Source organism: Cellulomonas uda (genome assembly GCF_006538705.1).
In the GTDB taxonomy this organism is placed as follows: Bacteria; Actinomycetota; Actinomycetes; order Actinomycetales; family Cellulomonadaceae; genus Cellulomonas; species Cellulomonas uda.
In genome coordinates this window covers 28,655-42,793 of the sequence record NZ_BJLP01000006.1, presented here as the reverse complement: position 1 = coordinate 42,793, position 14,139 = coordinate 28,655, and the positions used below count along the sequence as shown (strand labels likewise).

Genomic DNA, 14,139 nt, shown 5'->3' with positions numbered 1-14,139 from the left:
CCTCGCCGGGGCGCACGCGTTGAGGTGCGCAGACGTCCGGCCGACGGCCGGCAGACCTCAGGACGACAGGAGCGCCCACGACGATGCTGGACCCCAGCGAGATCTACCAGGTGGACCCGGCGGTCGCTGCCGAGGTCCGCGCCCGCTCCCTGGCGCAGGGTTCGGGCCCCGTGCTCGTGCACGCGGTGCGCGGGTTCGTCGACGCGGGCGCCGCCGGGCAGCTCGCGGTCGAGCACCTGGTCGAGGAGCTCGCGCACACGCGGCTCGCGACGTTCGACACCGACCAGCTCGTCGACTACCGCTCGCGCCGCCCCATGATGACGTTCGACGCGAGCACGTGGTCGGCGTACGCCGAGCCCGAGCTCGTCGTCGACCTGGTGCGCGACGCCGAGGGCGTGCCGTTCCTGCTCCTGCACGGCCACGAGCCGGACGTGCAGTGGGAGCGGTACGTGGCGGCGGTGCGCGAGCTCGTCGAGCGCTTCGACGTGCCCCTCACCGTCGGGCTGCACGGCATCCCCATGGGTCTGCCGCACACGCGGCCCGTGTCGTTCACCGCCCACGCGACGCGCGACGAGCTCGTCGTGGACCACCCGTCCTGGTTCGGCACCGTCCAGGTCCCGGCGAGCGCGGGAGCACTGCTCGAGTACCGGCTCGGGCAGGCCGGTCACGACGCGGTGGGCTTCGCGGTGCACGTGCCGCACTACCTGGCGCAGTCGCAGTACCCGCAGGCGACCATCGCGGGGCTGCGCGCCGTGGAGCGCGCGACCGGCCTCGACCTGCGGACGGGCGAGCTGGAGGCGGCCGCGACCGACGCGACCCTCGAGATCGAGCGTCAGGTGGAGCAGTCCGACGAGGTGCGCCAGCTGGTGTCCGCGCTCGAGGAGCAGTACGACGCCTTCAGCCGCAGCGCGGGCCGCACGAGCCTGCTGGCGCAGGCGTCGGACCTGCCGACGGCCGACGAGCTGGGCGCCGAGTTCGAGCGCTTCCTGGCGCAGCAGCGCGACGACACGACCGACTGAGGGAGCCCGACGCGCGGCACGCCTGGTCACCCGATAGGACCAGCGTGCCCCGGGTGTTTACCCAATCGTTGTCGAATCGTGGGCGGACGGGCGCTTCCAGGCGTGGCGCAGCACACATCCCCGGTGCAAGGATCGGGCCGTTGCAGTGGCGTGATCGCTTGACCGGTGCCCTCGCTCCCCGGGGTCTGCCCGGCTCGGGAGCGGGTGTCCCACCAGCCGCGAGGCTGGCCCACCCGGTGCAGGACGTGAGGCATTGCGGCAGCGCGTGCGGAGCAGGTCCGCACGCGTCACCGAGTGGAACGACAAGGAAGCAAGACATGGCACAGGGTGCTGTCAAGTGGTTCAACGCTGAGAAGGGCTACGGGTTCATCGCCCAGGACGGCGGCGGCGCCGACGTCTTCGTCCACTACTCCGCGATCCAGTCGCAGGGCTACCGCTCCCTCGAGGAGGGTCAGCGCGTCGAGTTCGAGATCACGCAGGGCCAGAAGGGTCCGCAGGCCGAGGAGGTCCGCCCCCTCTGAGTGCCGCCGCGCCCTGGCGCGTGCACGACTCCGCGAAGGGGCCGCCGTCACGGCGGCCCCTTCGTCGTCCTCCGCACGGGTCCTTTCGGCCAGGTCCCCCGAGCGGGTCCGCGGAGCGGGTGCGCCCTCGCCGCCCGCCCGGTGCTCGTCAGGCGGCGTCCTGCGGGTCCGGTGGTGGGTCCCGGAGCACGGCCGCGTCCCCGACCAGCGCGCGCAGCTCGTCGCCGCGCAGCAGGCGCGCGGGGGCCGGGAGGCTGCGGACCGCGCGCGCCAGCCCGGCGACGGCCAGCAGGTCGGGGTCGTCGCTCGCGGCCAGCACGACGTTGCCGTACCCCCGTCCGCGCAGCAGCGCGGGCTCCGCGATCGCCACGACGTCGGCGAACACCTCGGTGAGGGTCGCCGCCTCGCCGCGTGCGCGGACGAGGTCGGCACCGTCGGCGCAGTTGACGAGGTAGGCGCCACCGGGACGCAGGACCCGCGCCACGTCTCGGACCATCTCGACGGTCGTGACGTGCGCCGGTGTCGTGTCGCCCGCGAACACGTCGCGCACGACGACGTCGGCCGAGGCGCCGCCCAGCAGCGCGAGCTGGGCGCGTGCGTCCCCCGCGCGGATGCGCAGCGCGGGGGAGCGCGGCAGCCCGAACCAGGTGCGCACGAGCTCCGGCAGACGCGCGTCGAGCTCGACCGCGACCTGGCGCGAGCCCGGCCGCGTCCAGTCGATGGCGCGCGCGAGCGCGCAGCCCGCGGCGCCGAGGTGCACGACGTCGAGCGGCTCGCCGGGGCGCAGCGCGTCGACCACGAGCGCCATCTGCTGCATGTACTCGAACGCCAGCACGCCGGGGTCGTCGAGGTCGACGTAGGAGCTCGGCACGCCGTTGACGAGCAGCGTGGCCCCCGCCGCGTGGTCCGGGTCCGGCACGACCTCGACGGTGCCCGTGGGGATCTCGACGGGCCCGACCGGCCAGGTCTCGCGCAGCGTGCGGGCACCCTGGCGGCCGCGACCGCGTCCGGGCAGCGGACGGGGTGTCGGAGGTCGGTGGGAGCCTGGGCGTCGTGCTCGGTCGGGCATGGTGCCGACTCTAGGCGGGCGGACCGCGACCGCCGGGGTTGACGGGACTCGAACAGGCGTTCGATACTGGTTCCACAGGTGGGCGGTGAGAGATGAGGTGGCGGGCATGGCGGTGATCCACAGCGGACGCGCTCAGGAGCTGCTGGGGCGTGCCGACGCCGAGCTGCTCGCCGCCCAGTACTCGACCGAGCCGTGGGAGCGGCTCGGTCACGCGCACCTCGCCGGTCTGCGTGCCGGTGCGGCGGTCCTCGCGCGGCGGGGCACCCCGTCCGGGCGCGGCGCGCCGCGGACCGTCTGGGGGATGCTCACCCGGGTGGCCCCGGAGCTCGCCCCGCTCGCGCAGTTCTTCGCCGACGGTGCGGCGCTGCGCTCCGCGGTCGACGCCGGCCGGTTCGACCTCGTGGACGACGAGCGCGCGGAGCGGACGCTGTGCGCCGCGGAGGACCTCGTCGACGCCGCGCGCGAGCTCGTGCTCGCGGAGGACGCGGAGGCCGAGATCGGCACCGGTCCTCGGATGCTCGCCGTGCGGGCGTCATGAGCCGCGGTCCGCGCGCGGAGCACGTCCGGCGCGACTGGGGGTCGAGCGAGGACGGGTGCTCGGTCCTGCACGTCGACATGGACGCGTTCTTCGCGTCGGTCGAGCTCGCCCGTAGACCCCAGTTGCGCGGCCGACCCGTGATCGTGGGCGGCGCCGCGCGTGGCGTGGTGCTCGCCGCGACGTACGAGGCACGGGCGTACGGCGTCCACTCGGCGATGCCGATGACGGCCGCGCTGCGGCTGTGCCCGAAGGCCGTGGTCGTGCCACCCGACCACCGGGCCTACCACGAGGTGTCGGTCGGCGTGATGGAGGTGCTGTCGGACGTCACGGCGCTCGTGGAGCAGGTGAGCGTCGACGAGGCGTTCCTCGACGTCTCCGGCGCGCGGCGCCGGCTCGGCCCGCCGACGCAGATCGCCGCAGCCGTGCGCGAGACCGTGCACCGGCGTTACGGGATCACGTGCTCGGTCGGCATCGCGGCGACCAAGTTCGTCGCCAAGCTCGCGTCGGGGCACGCCAAGCCCGACGGCGTCCTGCTCGTCCCCAAGGCCGCGACCGTCGCCTTCCTGCGCGAGCTCCCCGTCGGTGCGCTCTGGGGCGTCGGCGAGCGCACCGAGTCGGCGCTCGCGCGGTGGGGGATCACGACGGTCGCGGAGCTCGCGGACTGCGACGTCGCGACGGTGCAGCGGGCGATCGGCAAGGTCGCCGGGGCACACCTGCACGACCTCGCGTGGGGCCGGGACCCGAGGCCGGTCCAGCCGGGACGCGAGGAGAAGTCGATCGGCTCGGAGGAGACGTTCGTCACGGACGAGCACGATCTCGGGGTCGTCCAGGCGAAGGCGTTGGACCTCTCCGACAGGTGTGCGCGTCGCCTGCGGCAGCGCGGGCTGGTCGGGCGGACGGTGACCGTGAAGGTCCGCACGTCGGACTTCCGTACGCTCACACGCTCGCGCACGCTCGCGACCCCCACGGACGTCGGACGCGAGATCTACCTCGCCGCGCGCACGCTCCTGGCGGGCGTGGACCTGCGGGGACTGCCCGTACGGCTGGTGGGTGTGCGGGTCGACTCGCTGTCCGCGGTCGCCGAGGCGGCGCTTCAGCCGACGCTCGACGACGTCGCCGGGGAGGGCCCAGGTCCGGCGCAGGCGCGGCGGGAGGCCGAGCGCGCGATGGACGAGGTGCGGGACCGGTTCGGGACGCTCGCGATCCGCTCCGGGGCGGCTCTCGACGCGCCGTCCACCGACCGCTCGACTACCACCTTCCAGGTGGCGGATCTATCCTGAACCCGACACGTTCGTCGACACAGACCATCGGGGGTCGGGATGCCTCTCTCTGAGTACGAGCAGCGCGTCCTGGAGCAGATGGAGCGCCAGCTCGCGTCCGACGACCCACGCCTGGCGAACACGCTCACCCAGCGCGGTCGGCGGGCCGTGGGGCGCTACGTCGTGGCCGGGATCGGTGCGGCCCTCGGGCTCCTGCTGCTCGTCATCGGCGCTGCCGGGAGCCTGCCCCTCCTCGGCGTGCTCGGCTTCATCGTCATGTTCGCGGCGGTCGCGTACGCGTTCGCGCGCCCGCACCGCGCCTCGGGGCCCACCGGGGTCGTCGCCGACGACGGCTCCGTGCGCAAGGCGTCGGGACACAAGCAGTCGCAGGGGCGCCGGCCCAAGGGGCAGGGCTTCATGGCACGCATGGAGGACCGCTGGGACCGCCGCCGCGGCGAGCACGGCGGCCTCTGAACCCGGCGCACCTCCTTCCCGCACTCTTCACGGCCCTCGGGACGTCTGGGAGTCGGCGGACCGACGGGCATGAGCGCCCGCCCCCGGTGACCCGGAGGCGGGCGCTCCGCAGTGTCAGCGGACGCGCGGTGTCAGTCGCCCCAACCGGTGTGCGCCTCGGCGCGCTCGGCCGGTCGCTGTGCCGCGCGCGAGTGCCGCACGCGTCGCCGGAGTAGCCAGGCGGCACCGGGGAGGGAGCGCACGGTGTGCGCGACCGCGCCGGAGCGGGTCACGCCGGCCGCACGCACACCGGCCAGGACCCGCTCGACGTCCCCGGCCGCAGCACCGGGGGTCGCCACCGGCGGCTGGGGGGCGTAGCGCGAGAGCTCGAGCGCGTGCGCGAGCTCATGGAGCGCCGCGAGCGCGTCGTCGCCGAGCGGCTGCCCGGCGAGCGCGGAGACCTGGCGCTGCACGGACGCCACGGCGGAGCGCGGTGTGGTCGCGGCGGACCAGCGGACCCCGAACCGTCCGAGCGAGCGTCGCAGCCGCGCCCAGGCCTGCTCGGGGGTGAGGTCGGCGAGCACGCGCGCGCGTCGCCGGGTGATGAGCGTGACGACCAGCGCGGCGAGCGCGAGGACGACGGCGACGGTCACGGCGACGGGGACCCAGGTGTCGTCCTGCGTGGCGCTCCCGGTGCGCGGTGCGGCGGTGGCCTGGCCGGTCGCGGCGGGACCGGGCTGGGCGGTGGGCAGCGCCTCCTGCGTGGGACGGGCGCCGCCACCCGCGTTGAGGAGCGGGTCGCTCCACGGCGGCGGCGCGCCGGTCTGGATGGCGGGCGTCGGCTCGAACCGCACCCAGCCGTGGCCCTCGAAGTACAGCTCGGGCCACGCGTGCGACTGCTGACCGGTGATGACGTAGGTGCCGTCGTCGGAGGAGCCGGGCAGGAACCCGACGCCGACGCGCGCGGGGATGCCGATCGAGCGGGCCATCACGGTCATCGCGGTCGCGAACTGCACGCAGTAACCCTGACGGGACTCCAGGAAGTCCCAGACGGCGTCGTCGGTCCGGGCGGGGGCGACGCGGGTGTCGTACGTGAAGTTCGCCGCGGAGCGCAGGTACGACTGCAGGGCCATCGCGGACTCGTAGGGCGTGTCGGCCTCGCGGGTCAGCTCGACGGCGAGGTCGCGGATGTCCCCGGCGTGGGAGCTCGTGGGCACCTCGAGAGCGCGTGGGTCGCCCGGGTCGCCCACGCGGGCGTCGGCGAGGTCGTCGGCGGTGAGGGACGGGATCTCGACGACCATGGAGAACTGCTGGCCCTCGTACGTGTCGCCCGACCCGTCGACCTGGTCGCGCACGGGGTCGTACGTCCAGTCACCGTCGATCATGAGCGTCCGCGGGAAGACCGGGATGGGCAGCTGGTCGTCCTCGAGCGCGCCGACCTCCACATCGACGACGGCGAGGGTCCCGCGCTCGGCGTCCGGCTCGGTGCCGAGGCGGTCCGGGTCGGGGGAGAGCAGGCCGGGCAGCGCCCCGATCTCGAGCGACCGGCCGGAGTCGGAGTCGGCGTGCCACGAGCGTCCGTCGAAGGACAGGAGCGTCATGGCGCGCAGCGGGCCGACGGAGTTCGCGTTGACGGCGGGCGCGGCGGTGGTGCTCGGCGTGGGGGCGGGTGCGTCGTCGTCCTGGCCCGGCGCGTGGACCTGGTAGAGCAGCACGGCCCGGTCGGTGCGTCCGCCGAGGCTCGCGCGCACGTCGAGGTCGGCCGCGAGGTCGACGGGGCCGCCCGCGCCGGAGCCGAACTGCGGCAGCCCCCACGCCGACCAGCCGGGCAGGGCGGCGAGCACGGGGCCTGCGACGAGCGCGACGGCGACGACCGCGACCGCGGAGGCGGTCGCCCGCCCCGCGCGCCGGGCGTTGTCGGCGCGGGTCTGCTGGGGCGCGACGCTCAGGGCGAGCAGGAGCAGGTAGACCAGGCCGGTCCAGAGGATCGCGGAGCCGCGGCCGGGGAACTCGAGCACGATCGTCGGGGTCCACATCGCGGCGAACGCGACGCCGGCGAGCGCGGGCATCGCGAGGCCGACGGCGAGCAGGTCGGCCGCGAGGAACACGAGCAGCGCGCCGACCGCGAGCAGCAGCTCGAGCGGTCGCACGACGTCGACGGGGACGACCGCGACCTCGACGAGGTGCACACCCTGCGACCACAGGGCGCTGGTGCGCTCCCACGACGAGAGGTCGGGCACGAGCTGCAGGCGTCCGGGCGGTGCCCCGTAGCGCAGCAGCACGGCGACGGTGGCGACGACGAGCCCGACCACGGTCGGGACCCACACGGTGCGGGTCACGGACCGCACGACGGCGACCGCTGCGGCGGTGACGAGCAGGAGCAGGACGACGGGCCCGCGCCACGGCACGGTGCCGAGCAGGTTGGTGAGCGCGTGCAGGGACGCGATCGTCCCGAGCACGCACAGGGCGGTGGTGGCGACGGCGCGCCACCCGCGCGGCGGGGTCGTGTGCAGGGGGCTCATCGCGCGCTCCCGAGCAGTCGCAGCCAGCAGTCGGGCAGGGGTTCGCCGGGGGCGGCCTCGCACGCGCGCCACCCGGCGCGCTGCAGCGCGTCGACGGTCGCTCGCGCGTCGCGCTGCCCGCCGGTCTGTTGCGGGTCGCTGCGCACGACGGCCCAGCCCTGCGCCGTGTCCGCGACGTGCGCGAGGGCGCTGCGGGCGCCGGCGCCGAGCGGCCCGAGCACGCCGAGGACGATCTCGCCCCCGGCCTCGGTGCTCTCGAGCAGGTGCGCCCCCGCGACGAGCCGCGCCTGAGCCTCGTTGGAGGTGCGCGGCGCCTCGAGGTCGACCGTGCGGTCGAGCAGCGCGGCGCGCGCGCCGTCGTGCCGCGTGTGCAGGAACGGCACGCCGGTCGTGGTGCTGTGCGCGCCGACGCCGTCGAGGAGGCGCACGGGGTGGCCCGCGTCGAGCATCGCGAGCGCGATGGACGCCGCGAGCGAGATCGTCCACTCGAGGTGCGTGCCGCGGTACGGCAGGTCGAGCAGGACGGACACGGGGCGCATCCCGGCGCGCTCGTCGGACCGCACGAGCAGCTCGCCGCGGCGCGCGCTGCTGCGCCAGTGCACGCGGCGCAGGTCGTCGCCCTCGCGGTAGTCGCGCAGGGACGCGTCGTCGGTCGACGGGGAGCGGGCGCCGAGCGCGACGCGGTCGGGCTCGCCGACGAGCACGTCGGTCGGCGCCGGCAGCGGGACGACCGTCGGCCACACGGTGACCTCGGCCTGCTCGCCGAGCGTGGTGGTGCTCGCGGGGGTGCCGAACAGGTCGGTCCTGGTCACGACGAGCGGTCCGAGCGGCCACCGTCCGCGGCGTGCCGTCTGCACGCCGTAGGACACGACGACCGAGCCGGGGGAGCGGTGCACCCGGGCGCGCAGCGGGCGTCCCGCGGACAGCTCGGTGGCGGCCTGCTCGGCGAACTTCAGCCCCGCCAGCCGGGCGCGTCCCGACGGGTCCGAGGAGGTGATGTGGACCTCGACGCCGACGCGCTCGCCCGCGTGCACCGGGTTGGGCGTCACCACGCGCCGCACGCCCAGGGGGCGCCGCGTGCCGCCCGCGTCGAGCCAGGCGACGAGCCCGGCGGCCGCCGCGACGACGACGAGCGCGACCGCGCCGATGCGGACGAGGTCGCGCGACCCGGCGCCGATCCCGAGCAGGACGAGGACCAGACCGGTCGCGCCGAGCGCCCAGCCGCGCAGCGTGGGCTGCAGCCGCATGTCAGACCGCGCGCCGCGCGCCCACGCCCGCGACGTCGGCGGTCGGCACCGCGACGCGCGCGACGAGGCCCTCGACGATCGACTCGGTCGACCGTCCGGACAGCCGGGACTCGGTGCTGGGCAGGAGCCGGTGGGCGAGCACGGACGGCGCGAGCTGCTGCACGTCGTCGGGGAGCACGTGGTCACGGCCGTCGATCGCCGCGAGCCCCTTGGCGGCGCGCAGGAGCTGGATCGCGGCGCGCGGCGACGCGCCGAGGCGGAGCCCGGGCTCCTCGCGCGTGGCGCCGACGAGGTCGACGACGTACCGCTTGACGGCGGCCGACGCGTACAGCCGACGCGTGACGTCGACGAGCCGGGCGACGTGCTCCGCGTCGGTGACGGGCTTGAGGCCGGCGAGCGGGTCGGACGCCTCCTGCTGGTCGAGCATGGCGAGCTCGGCCTCGACGCTCGGGTACCCGACCGTGAGGCGCGCCATGAACCGGTCGCGCTGCGCCTCGGGGAGCGGGTAGGTCCCCTCCATCTCGACGGGGTTCTGCGTCGCGACGACGAAGAAGGGCCGCGGCAGGCGGTAGGTGCGGCCGTCGACGGTGGCCTGGCCCTCCTGCATGCACTCGAGCAGCGCGGACTGCGTCTTGGGCGATGCGCGGTTGATCTCGTCGCCGATGACGACGTGCGCGAAGACCGGGCCGGGCCGGAACTCGAACTCGTTGGTCTGCGCCCGGAAGATGTTGACGCCCGTGAGGTCGCTCGGCATGAGGTCGGGCGTGAACTGGATGCGTCCGACGGTGCAGTCGATCGTCCGGGCCAGGGCCTTGGCGAGCGTGGTCTTGCCCACCCCGGGCACGTCCTCGAGGAGCAGGTGCCCCTCGGCCAGCAGCACGGCGAGCGTGGTGCGGACGAGCTCGGGCCGTCCCGTCACGACGTGCTCGATGGCGGAACGCATCCGGTCGGTCGTCCCGACGAGGTCGGTGAGCTCGTCGGACGAGGGAACGGACTGCAGCATGGGCGCCTCCTTGCGGTCGGGTCCGAGCCTACGGTGCGGCTCGCCGGTCGCGGGACGACTCGGGCGGACTTCCACCCGGGGGTGGGTCCCCACTTCCCTCCACGTGCGCACCCCGACACGCAGCCGGGGCCCGGGACATACCCGGACAGAGTGGGACGAGGCGGTCCTGACGGCAGGCCAGGGGTGCACGTGCCCGGCGAAACAGGACGCGTGTCGGAAATCTTCCTCCACTCCTCACCACCCGTGCTGACCTGCGCAAACGCTGCGCCGCGAGGGTGAAACCGCCGATTTTCGACGTGCTTGTGGAGGGAAGTGGAGTACCGTGGAGGCACGTGGTGAGGCGGGGAGCGGGTCCCCTCCGGGCGGTTCCCCCGCCGCCGCGTCGACTGCTCGGAGGGAGGCGTGGTGTCGCATGAGACGGTCGGCGTCCTCGGCTCCGGCATGCCTTTCCTGGGCACCTACACGCCGCGTCTCGACGACAAGGGGCGGCTCATCCTCCCGGCCAAGTTCCGGCCCCAGCTCGCACAGGGTCTGGTCATGACGCGGGGTCAGGAGCGGTGCCTGTTCCTGCTGCCGCTCGACGAGTTCCGCCGCTACCACGACCAGCTCCGGCAGGCGCCCGTGACGAGCAAGCAGGCCCGCGACTACCTGCGCGTGTTCCTGTCCGGCGCGAACGACGAGCTGCCCGACAAGCAGGGGCGCGTGTCGATCCCGCCGATGCTCCGCCAGTACGCGGGCCTCGACCGCGACGTCGCCGTGATCGGCGCCGGGACGCGCGTCGAGATCTGGGACCTGCAGGCCTGGGAGACCTACCTCGCCGAGCAGGAGGCCGGCTACGCCGACGCGACCGAGGAGGTCTTCCCGCAAGGGCGGTGGTGACCCACCGGTCCCGCACGTGCCCGGCTCCCGCCCGACGAGATCTCCTCCCGACCGCTCTGCCGCACTTCCCCGCGGCAGAGGGCCGGTGGGGGATCTGGTCGGACGGCGGAGGGGCCGCCCGACCATCACCCACCCACAACCACGACCCGCACCCGCACCCGCACCCGCGACCGACGAGAGGAGGAGCACGTGGACACCCCGACGAACCCCGACGCACGCGGCGCGGCCGAGCGGCACGTGCCCGTCCTGCTCGAGCGGTGCCTGGAGCTGCTCGCCCCCGCGCTCGAGGTCGAGGGCGCGGTCATGGTCGACTCCACGCTCGGCATGGGCGGGCACACCGAGGGCGTGCTGCGCCGGTTCCCGCACGTGCGGGTCGTCGGCCTCGACCGGGACCCGCAGGCGATCGCGCTCGCGAGCGAGCGGCTCGCGCCGTTCGGCGACCGGTTCACGGGCGTGCACGCGGTGTACGACGAGATCCGCGACGTGCTCGCGGACCTGTCGATCCCCGCGGTGCAGGGCGTGCTCATGGACCTCGGCGTCTCGTCGCTGCAGCTGGACGAGGTCGAGCGCGGCTTCTCCTACGCCCAGGACGCGCCGCTCGACATGCGCATGGACGCCACGACCGGCCCGACCGCCGCGGACGTCCTCAACACGTACGAAGAGCGCGACCTGGCGCGCGTGCTGCGCACGTACGGCGAGGAGCGGTTCGCCCCGCGGATCGCCCGGGCGATCGTGCGGGCACGCGCGACGGCACCGCTCGCACGCACGGGCGAGCTCGTCGACCTCGTGCGCGCCGCGATCCCCGCGGCGGCCCGCGCGACCGGCGGCCACCCGGCCAAGCGCACGTTCCAGGCGCTGCGCATCGAGGTCAACCACGAGCTCGACGCGCTGGCGCGGGCGCTGCCCGAGTCGGTCGAGGCCCTCGCGGTCGGCGGCCGGATCGTCGTCGAGGCGTACCAGTCGCTCGAGGACCGGATGGTGAAGCAGGCGTTCGCGCTCGGCGCGAGCGTGAGCGCGCCACCCGACCTGCCGGTGGTCCCGGACACGCACCAGCCGTACCTGCGGCTGGTGACCCGCGGAGCGGAGGAGGCCGACGAGGCCGAGCTCGCCCGCAACCCCCGTTCGCAGTCGGTGCGGCTGCGCGCGGCAGAACGTCTTCGCACCACACCGGACCACCTGCGTCCCGCACCGAGGAGGGCAGCATGAGCGCCAGCAGCGCAGCACGCGCGTACCCCGCTCCGGCCCGCCCGTACGGCGCCACCGCCGCGCCGGCCCCCGCACGTCAGCCGGCGGCGCCGCGCCTGCGGCTCGTGCGCGCGCCGTCGCACGCCCGCACGCGGGTGCCGTTCGTGCTCGTGTGCATGGGCGTCCTCGCCGCGGCGCTGCTCGGTGCGCTGCTGCTCAACACGCAGATGGCGAAGAACTCGTACGAGAAGTACGACCTGGGGATCGAGCTGGGTCGCCTCGACCAGGACGCCAAGGACCTGTCCGCGGCGCTCGACGCGAAGGGCTCGCCGGCCGAGCTCGCGAAGTCGGCGGGCGCGCTCGGGATGGTCCCGTCGGAGGGCACGGGCTGGATCCGGCTCTCCGACGGCACGGTGCAGGGCGCCGCCGGCGGGCGCTGATGACGGACGTCTCCGCGCGGCCGGGTTCCCGTACCCCGCGTGGCGGTCCGGGCGCCCGGACCGCCAGCAGGCACAGTGGCTCCGTGAGCTCCACGACGGCGCGTCGGCCGCCCGCCGGGCGTCAGCCCACGCGCGAGACGGTCGAGACCGTCCGCGCGGGGGCGCGTCCGGGTGCCGCCGCGCCGCGGGGGAGGGGGGCGACGAGCCCCCCGATCGTGGTCCCGCGGCCGCCGCGGCCCGGACGCGCGGGGCGGCGGGCCCGCCTCGTCGTGCTCGCCGTCGCGGTCGTCCTGGTCGTCGCCGTGTTCGCCGGACGGCTGGTGTACGTGCAGGCGGTCCGCGGGCCGTCCGTCGCCCAGCAGGCGCGCGACGAGCGCCTGTCGACCATCTCGATCATCGGCGCACGGGGGCAGATCACGGACCGGGACGGCGTCGCGCTCGCGACGTCCGTGGAGCGGTACGACATCTCGGTGAACCAGCGCCTGGTGGGCGAGTACCGCGGCAAGGGTGCGCCCGACGACCCGGACGGCGCGCTGGGCGTCGCGAAGCGGCTCGCGCCGCTGCTCGGGGCGGACGCCGCGGTGCTGGGGGGCGAGCTCGTCGGCACGCGGAGCTTCAAGTACCTCCAGAAGGGCGTGCTCCCGCAGGTGGCGCGCGAGATCTTCGCGATGCGGCTGCCGGGCATCAACGTGGACAAGGTCGCGGACCGCGTGTACCCCAACGGTCCGCTCGCGGGGAACATCATCGGCTTCGTGAACTCCAACGGGCAGGGGCTGGAGGGGCTCGAGGCGTCGCTCGACGACCGTCTCAAGGGGACGCCGGGGACCGAGGTGTTCGAGCGCGGCGCCAAGGGCCAGCAGGTCCCCGGCGGGTACTTCGAGGGCACTCCGGCCACGCAGGGAGACTCCGCGACCCTCACGATCGACTCCGACATCCAGTGGAAGGCGGAGAGCCTGCTCAACGAGCAGGTCGCCGCGACCGGCTCGGACTCCGGCACGATCGTCGTGATGGACGTGCGCACGGGCGAGGTGCTCGCGCTCGCCGACTCCGGCTCGCGGGACCCGAACAAGCCGGGCGACTCGGCGGGCGGCTCGCTCGCACCGTCCGTCTCCAACGTGTTCGAGCCGGGCTCGACGGGCAAGGTCATCACGATGGCGGCGGTGCTCGAGGAGGGTCTCGTCACGCCGACGGACCGGTGGACCGTGCCGTACAAGCTGACGGTCGAGAACGGCCAGACGTTCAAGGACTCGCACGAGCACGAGACGCAGCACCTGACGACCGCGGGCGTGCTCGCCGAGTCCTCCAACACCGGCACGGTGCAGATCGGCTCCAAGCTGACCGTCGACCAGCGCTACCGGTGGCTGGAGCGGTTCGGGTTCGGCTCCCGGACGGGCATCGACCTGGCGGGGGAGTCCGCGGGCCTGTTCGGCGACCGCAACAACGCGCGCACGCCGTACGTGGTGCTCTTCGGGCAGGGCGTCTCGGTGAACGCGATCCAGGCGACGCAGGTGCTGGCGACCGTCGCGAACGACGGGGTCCGGGTGCAGCCGCACGTCGTCAGGGGCTGGACCGCGCCCGACGGGACGTTCACCGCGTCCAAGAAGGCGGCCCGCACGCGCATCATCTCCCAGGAGACCGCGGCGACGGTGATGACGATGCTCGAGTCGGTCGTCGACGAGGGGACCGGCTCGACGGCGTCGATCCCGGGCTACCGCGTGGCCGGGAAGACCGGCACGGCGCAGAACTGGATCAACGGCGGCAAGCAGGGCATCACGGCGTCGTTCATCGGGGTCGTCCCCGCGGACGAGCCGCGGCTCGCGATCAGCGTGATCCTGCACAACCCGCGGACCTCGGAGTACGGCAGCGTCGTCGCGGCGCCGGTGTTCAGCAAGATCGGTGCGTACGCGCTGAGCGAGCTGGGCGTCCCGCCCTCGGGGACCAAGGCCACGCTGTTCCCCACGACGTGGTGAGCCCGGCCACGGCGGTGGCCGGCGGCGCGTCGGG

General features: G+C 74.8%; 13 protein-coding genes. 9 read left to right on the top strand and 4 right to left on the bottom strand.

What is annotated here, in order from left to right; genetic code table 11:
* Window positions 1-83 precede the first annotated feature (83 nt).
* Window positions 84-1,019: a proteasome assembly chaperone family protein gene (locus CUD01_RS02995; RefSeq protein WP_141318582.1), complete on the top strand. Its 936-nt coding sequence runs from the start codon at window positions 84-86 to the stop codon at window positions 1,017-1,019.
* 317 nt (window positions 1,020-1,336) lie between these two features.
* Window positions 1,337-1,540: a cold-shock protein gene (locus tag CUD01_RS02990; RefSeq protein ID WP_094179810.1), complete on the top strand. Its 204-nt coding sequence runs from the start codon at window positions 1,337-1,339 to the stop codon at window positions 1,538-1,540.
* Between the two features lie 148 nt (window positions 1,541-1,688).
* Here the strand turns inward: CUD01_RS02990 and CUD01_RS02985 are convergent, their stop codons facing one another.
* The gene (locus tag CUD01_RS02985; protein ID WP_141318580.1) at window positions 1,689-2,609 is read right to left on the bottom strand and encodes a spermidine synthase; all 921 of its coding nucleotides are present in this window, start codon (window positions 2,607-2,609) and stop codon (window positions 1,689-1,691) included.
* 106 nt (window positions 2,610-2,715) lie between these two features.
* Here CUD01_RS02985 and CUD01_RS02980 point away from each other — a divergent pair, with 106 nt between their 5' ends.
* The 3 genes from CUD01_RS02980 to CUD01_RS02970 are packed head-to-tail and all read left to right on the top strand — an operon-like array spanning window position 2,716 to window position 4,880.
* Window positions 2,716-3,147 (top strand): SAV_6107 family HEPN domain-containing protein, encoded by a 432-nt coding sequence (locus tag CUD01_RS02980; RefSeq protein WP_094179812.1) that lies wholly within the window; start codon window positions 2,716-2,718, stop codon window positions 3,145-3,147.
* On the top strand, window positions 3,144-4,427 hold the full coding sequence (locus tag CUD01_RS02975) for a DNA polymerase IV (RefSeq protein ID WP_141318578.1): 1,284 nt from the start codon (window positions 3,144-3,146) through the stop codon (window positions 4,425-4,427). The genes CUD01_RS02980 and CUD01_RS02975 overlap by 4 nt, the downstream gene beginning before the upstream one ends.
* 39 nt (window positions 4,428-4,466) lie before the next feature.
* A complete protein-coding gene (locus tag CUD01_RS02970; RefSeq protein ID WP_094179814.1) occupies window positions 4,467-4,880 on the top strand; it encodes an SCO2097 family morphological protein in 414 nt (137 codons plus the stop codon).
* 131 nt (window positions 4,881-5,011) lie between these two features.
* Here the strand turns inward: CUD01_RS02970 and CUD01_RS02965 are convergent, their stop codons facing one another.
* Genes CUD01_RS02965 through CUD01_RS02955 form a run of 3 tightly spaced genes read right to left on the bottom strand, consistent with a single transcriptional unit; the run spans window position 5,012 to window position 9,631 of the window.
* A complete protein-coding gene (locus CUD01_RS02965) occupies window positions 5,012-7,381 on the bottom strand; it encodes a transglutaminase domain-containing protein (RefSeq protein ID WP_141318576.1) in 2,370 nt (789 codons plus the stop codon).
* A complete protein-coding gene (locus tag CUD01_RS02960; protein ID WP_141318574.1) occupies window positions 7,378-8,628 on the bottom strand; it encodes a DUF58 domain-containing protein in 1,251 nt (416 codons plus the stop codon). Before CUD01_RS02960 ends, CUD01_RS02965 begins: the two co-directional genes overlap by 4 nt.
* 1 nt (window position 8,629) lies before the next feature.
* The gene (locus tag CUD01_RS02955) at window positions 8,630-9,631 is read right to left on the bottom strand and encodes an AAA family ATPase (protein ID WP_141318572.1); all 1,002 of its coding nucleotides are present in this window, start codon (window positions 9,629-9,631) and stop codon (window positions 8,630-8,632) included.
* Window positions 9,632-10,072: 441 nt separating this feature from the next.
* Here CUD01_RS02955 and mraZ point away from each other — a divergent pair, with 441 nt between their 5' ends.
* The 4 genes from mraZ to CUD01_RS02935 all read left to right on the top strand — a co-directional run bounded on the left by mraZ (window position 10,073) and on the right by CUD01_RS02935 (window position 14,105).
* A complete protein-coding gene (gene mraZ / locus CUD01_RS02950; protein ID WP_094182104.1) occupies window positions 10,073-10,510 on the top strand; it encodes a division/cell wall cluster transcriptional repressor MraZ in 438 nt (145 codons plus the stop codon).
* 189 nt (window positions 10,511-10,699) lie between these two features.
* Window positions 10,700-11,716, top strand: a complete 1,017-nt coding sequence (gene rsmH / locus CUD01_RS02945) for a 16S rRNA (cytosine(1402)-N(4))-methyltransferase RsmH (RefSeq protein WP_141318570.1) — start codon at window positions 10,700-10,702, stop codon at window positions 11,714-11,716.
* Entirely contained in the window at window positions 11,713-12,135 is a 423-nt protein-coding gene (gene ftsL, locus CUD01_RS02940) for a cell division protein FtsL (protein ID WP_094179819.1), read from the top strand. The genes rsmH and ftsL overlap by 4 nt, the downstream gene beginning before the upstream one ends.
* An 83-nt stretch (window positions 12,136-12,218) precedes the next feature.
* Window positions 12,219-14,105, top strand: a complete 1,887-nt coding sequence (locus CUD01_RS02935; RefSeq protein ID WP_244937623.1) for a peptidoglycan D,D-transpeptidase FtsI family protein — start codon at window positions 12,219-12,221, stop codon at window positions 14,103-14,105.
* The last annotated feature ends 34 nt before the right edge of the window (window positions 14,106-14,139 follow it).